The sequence below is a fragment of the Janthinobacterium sp. GW821-FHT03A03 genome (assembly GCF_059421435.1).
Genome location: NZ_JBWKUZ010000042.1, coordinates 1 through 4619, shown reverse-complemented (window position 1 = coordinate 4619; position 4619 = coordinate 1). Strand labels below are relative to the sequence as shown.

Below are 4619 nucleotides of genomic sequence, written 5' to 3'. Positions count from 1 at the left end.
GGCGTCCCCAAGGGGATTCGAACCCCTGTACTCACCGTGAAAGGGTGATGTCCTAGGCCTCTAGACGATGGGGACCTGTGCTGGTTTTACTCTCAGCGGACTCTTCGCTGAAGGCTTTGCTTAGCCCCTCAAAAAAGCGTGCGCGAAGTATAGCATGGGGCGATTCACGAAATCAACTGCTGGCCCATCTTATTTTCCATGGAGGAAACCGTTCACGGCGGCGGTTGCTCAATGTGCAATCGATCGGCTGCGCGGGCGAGGTACATGTCCTCAGCAACAGCAGCCAGACAAGCAAAAGGAAAGCCTCTTGCCCCCCCTTCGTTTGCACTGGCCCAAACCCACGACATACAAGGGTTGGGCGGCGGGAGGAGCTGAGCACGCTTGGCCCGCCGCCTTGACCATCAGTTCTTGTAATGGCTGAAGCGATAACCTTGGTCGAAGTATGCTGCCAATGCGACGATCGCTCCGGAGCACGTGAGCATCAAGGCCACTGCGCTCGTGTCACGAGTCGCAGACTGGGCAACCATTGATAACGCCCACAACGGGGCAATACCGCCGGCAATGGCAGTGCCGATTTCACGCCCCGAACCGACCCCCGTCGAGCGGTTTTGCACGGCAAACTGGCGACTGAGGAAAGAGCCTTGTGGGGCGAACATCATCGGCGCCAGCACCCCGGTGCCGACGATCAGCGCCAGGTAAATCAGCCTGTTCTCGCCGCTGTCCAGCAACTGCATGAACGGGTACGCGAACAATGCTGACAGCAGGCCGCCGACGATCAGCAGCTTCTTGCTGCTGAACTTGTCACACAGATAGCCGAAGAGCGGGACGGTAAAGATTGCGACCAGACTGGCCAGTGTCACCGATAGCGATGTCACGCTGGCCGAAATGCCTTTGAACTGGGTCAGGTAGGCCAGCGAGAAGGTCTTGAAGACATAGCTCAGTGCATTGTAACCGATGGCGACAAAGAAGACGACGCCCAGGCCCTTAAGATTGGTTTTCCACAATTCGCGGAACGGCCTCTTCTGGCGATGGCTTTCCTCGAAGTGGTGATACTCTGGCGTTTCCGGCAGACTCCCACGCACCCAGAGCCCAACCAGCACCAGCACGAAACTGAGGATGAAGGGAATGCGCCAACCGCCGGCAAGCAAAAACTTGTCGCCATTGACGGTCAGCAGATAAACGGTCAGCGACGATAGCAACAGGCCAAGGTTCAGCCCCAATGCAGGCCACGCACCTTGTCGCCCCTTCTTGTTGTCGGCCGCATGTTCGTAGGAAGTTACCGCCGCCCCCGCCAGTTCAGCACCGGCGCCCAGGCCCTGCACAATCCGGATCAGCACCAGGCACAGGGGCGCCCAAACGCCGATGCTGGCGTAGGAAGGGATCAGGCCAATGGCGGTCGTGCACAAGCCCATCATACAGAAAGTAACGAACAACATTTTCTTGCGCCCGTAGCGGTCGCCGAAGTAGCCGAAGAACAGCCCCCCGATCGGTCGCGCCACAAAGCCGATGGCGAAGGTGGCAAAAGCTTGCAGCGATGCATTCGCCGGGTCCGAGGTATCGAAGAAGACCTTGCTGAAGACAATCGACGCCATCGTCGCGTAAAGATAAAAGTCATACCACTCCAACATTGAGCCGACGATGGTCGCTGCCGCCACTTTGCGCAAACGACTTTTTGTCTGTGCCGGGGTTTCCTGCTCCGTTTTTTGAATGTTCAAAATGTCTCCTTCATGAATTAATTTTTTTCTTTTTCGCCTAGAGCGTTCGAGTTGGGGCTGGCTGGGGAGCGACAGACAACCGTACGTTGTCCGCTACGCAAACTCAGCGCCTCATCACTTCACGCACAATGTATTCAGCAATGGCTAGCGACGATGTCGCCCCTGGTGACGGTGCATTGCGGATGTGGGTAATGTTGCCGTGTTGGCGAATCACGAAATCGTCAACCAGCGCACCATTGGCCTCCATTGCCTGGGCACGGATCCCACGAACCGCCGGAACAATACCGACCGAGGCAAGCGTCGGCACATAGCGCGCCGCCTCGCGGACAAAGCTCGCCTCGCTGACCACCGTCTTCAGTTCCCGAAGCGTCGCCGGCAGGTTACGGGCGGCAAACTTCCAAAAGCCGGGGTAGCTGGCAAAATTGAAGATGTCGGCCAGGTTCATGCTGCGGCCGTCATAGTTCTCGCGACCGAAGGATATGAAAGCATTCGGGCCGATCGTCATCTGTCCGTCGATACGCTTTGTGAAATGCACCCCGAGGAAAGGAAAGCGCGGGTCCGGCACCGGGTAGATCAAGCCTTTGACATGCGACTTGAAAGCCTCGTCGATCACGTAATACTGGCCGAAGAACGGTACGATGCGTGGCGTGTCCTGATCGCCCGAACGCTCTGCCAGGCGATCTGACTGCAAACCCGCGCAGGCAATTGCCTGATCGAATACCGTATCGAAGACCTCTCCGTCTGCAAGTTCGACCCGTACTTCGCCGCCCTGCTCAAGCAGGCGCTCAACCGGCGAATTCAGACAAATGCGCCCGCCACGTTCCCTGATTTCATCGGCGATTCGGGCCGCAATTTGACCGTAACTGACAATCGCCGTTTTCGGTGAATGCAAGGCGCCCAGGCCGATGCAGTTGGGCTCGATTTCGCGCAGCTCATTTGAGCCGATCAGCCGCACGCCAGGCACACCGTTGGCCTGCGCTTTCCGATAAATCGCCTCCAGGCGAGGCAACTCTTCCTCTTGTAGCGCGACGACAACTTTGCCGCACTCGTCGTAGGGGATCGCATTGCCGCGGCAATAGTTGCCAATCAATTCGCCCCCGCGCCTGCAAAGTCGTGCCTTGAGCCCCCCCGGCTCGTAGTACAGACCGGCATGGACCACACCCGAATTGTGGCTGGACTGATGACTGGCGACACTCGCCTCCTTTTCGAACAGCACCACCGTGGCTTCGGGAAAATCCAACAATAACTGACGTGCGACTGCGAGGCCATTTATCCCCCCGCCGATAACTGCATAACGCTTCTTGTTCATTGCGCCTCTCAAAAAAAGCAAACTCGTCATTTCACTGCTACATGCATCACTTTGGCGAAGGGCGAGGGCCTGCATATGCCGCCCGCCCAACGCCTGGCACCGACGCGATTTGCCCTGTCAAGCATTTTTGATCAACCACAATTTAGATAAAAGCGAAAAATTATGTACAATTAATTTCGAAAAAAGAGAACAAGTGATGTCCATGACTTTAAAGCAACTCGAAGCGTTCTACTGGGCCGCCACCTGCGCCAACTTTGCGATTGCCGCCGAACGCCTGCATTTGTCCGTATCGTCTCTCTCCAAGCGCATTTCAGAACTGGAGGAAGCGCTTGGCATCAATCTGTTCGACCGGAGTGGCCACCGCGCCGCACTCAGCGATGCAGGCCAGGCATTGCTGCCACGCGCGCTGGCGCTGCTCGATGACGCCGCCGCAATACGTACCGCCTTCGCCCCCTCTGCCGGGCTAGTTGGCCGGTGCGCCTTTGGTGTTGGCGAACTCAGCGCGCTGACCTGGCTACCGCAGTTCATTGCGCAAGTCCGGGCACTGCATCCCAAATTGACGCTCGAACCCTATGTCGACGTGGGTTCAGTTCTGGAAAGCCGTGTCACCAAGGGCGAGCTCGATTTTGCGATCATTGCCGGACGCTCATCGCACCACGGCATCCTGTCGCAACCAGTCAGCCAAGCACAATTCATCTGGCTTGCCGCGCCAACCCTGGCTATATCCGACAACCCGCCTGGCTTACGTGGCGCCGCCGATTTACTTGACGCTGGACAGCCCATCGTTGCCTTACCGCCTTCAGCTGGCACCACGCGACTGATTGATGACTGGCTACTGGCTCACGGTATCGCTGCCGTTGAGCGTATAAGTTGCAATAATTGGGGGGCCATTGCCGGCATGCTGATTGCTTCTGTCGGGATCGGCATACTGCCCACTGGCTGGAGTCAAAAGCTGGTTGACCAGGGTCTGCTGCTCCCGCTCGCCGCCGCCGAAATGCCAGCGCCGGTAATCTATTCTTTTCAGTGGCGGCGCGGAGACAACCGTCCACTGCTCGACCAGCTACGCGGGCTTTCCACCCAATATGTCGACTTCACCGCCGATCTATCGCGACCGCTGGGCAGCCTAACGGAACGCTGATAACGGCCGGCCATGCGCCGCCCGCTGGCCACCTCGACTTCCAGCAACCCATGCATGGGCATCAGCGGGAGCCAAGCGCTGACGTCTTGCATGCCATGCCAGCGCGCTAACAGCTTGGCCACGCTCGCCGAAGGGTATGGCGAAATTGGCCCGGAAATAAAAAAAGCCGCTCGAGGCGACTTTGATTATCATGTGATTTATGCGCTGTTGGTGGAGGCGGCATGGATACGGATGCTGGCTTCAGAAGATGGTGCTGTCGGATTACGCTACGCTAATCCGACCTACGCCACACTCCCCTGTCGGGTATGGCGGAAAAGAGTCCGGAAATAAAAAAAGCCGCCCAAGGCGACTTTGATTTATTTACTGCTTTACCTACCCGTTTCTGCGCTGTTGGTGGAGGTAAGCGGGATCGAACCGCTGACCTCTTGCATGCCATGCAAGCGCTCTCCCAGCTGAG

General features: G+C 57.6%; 3 protein-coding genes and 1 tRNA gene. 1 reads left to right on the top strand and 3 read right to left on the bottom strand.

Annotated elements, in window-relative coordinates; all coding sequences use genetic code 11:
- Positions 1-2 precede the first annotated feature (2 nt).
- From AC07VI_RS29260 to lhgO, 3 genes are all read right to left on the bottom strand, one after another.
- Positions 3-75: transfer RNA gene (locus AC07VI_RS29260), tRNA-Glu, on the bottom strand.
- A 326-nt stretch (positions 76-401) separates the two neighbouring features.
- Positions 402-1715, bottom strand: coding sequence for an MFS transporter (locus AC07VI_RS29255; RefSeq protein WP_226936425.1), 1314 nt, complete (start codon positions 1713-1715; stop codon positions 402-404).
- A gap of 103 nt (positions 1716-1818) precedes the next feature.
- Positions 1819-3024: an L-2-hydroxyglutarate oxidase gene (lhgO, locus tag AC07VI_RS29250; protein ID WP_492993368.1), complete on the bottom strand. Its 1206-nt coding sequence runs from the start codon at positions 3022-3024 to the stop codon at positions 1819-1821.
- 202 nt (positions 3025-3226) lie between these two features.
- On the opposite strand from lhgO, the gene AC07VI_RS29245 reads away from it, so the two are divergent.
- The gene (locus tag AC07VI_RS29245) at positions 3227-4162 is read left to right on the top strand and encodes a LysR family transcriptional regulator (protein WP_086146207.1); all 936 of its coding nucleotides are present in this window, start codon (positions 3227-3229) and stop codon (positions 4160-4162) included.
- The last annotated feature ends 457 nt before the right edge of the window (positions 4163-4619 follow it).

Excerpts from the sequence above, each read along its gene's own strand:
- lhgO (WP_492993368.1), bottom strand. The coding sequence starts at position 3,024 with ATGAACAAGAAGCGTTATGCAGTTATCGGCGGGGGGATAAATGGCCTC.
- AC07VI_RS29245 (WP_086146207.1), top strand. The coding sequence starts at position 3,227 with ATGACTTTAAAGCAACTCGAAGCGTTCTACTGGGCCGCCACCTGCGCC.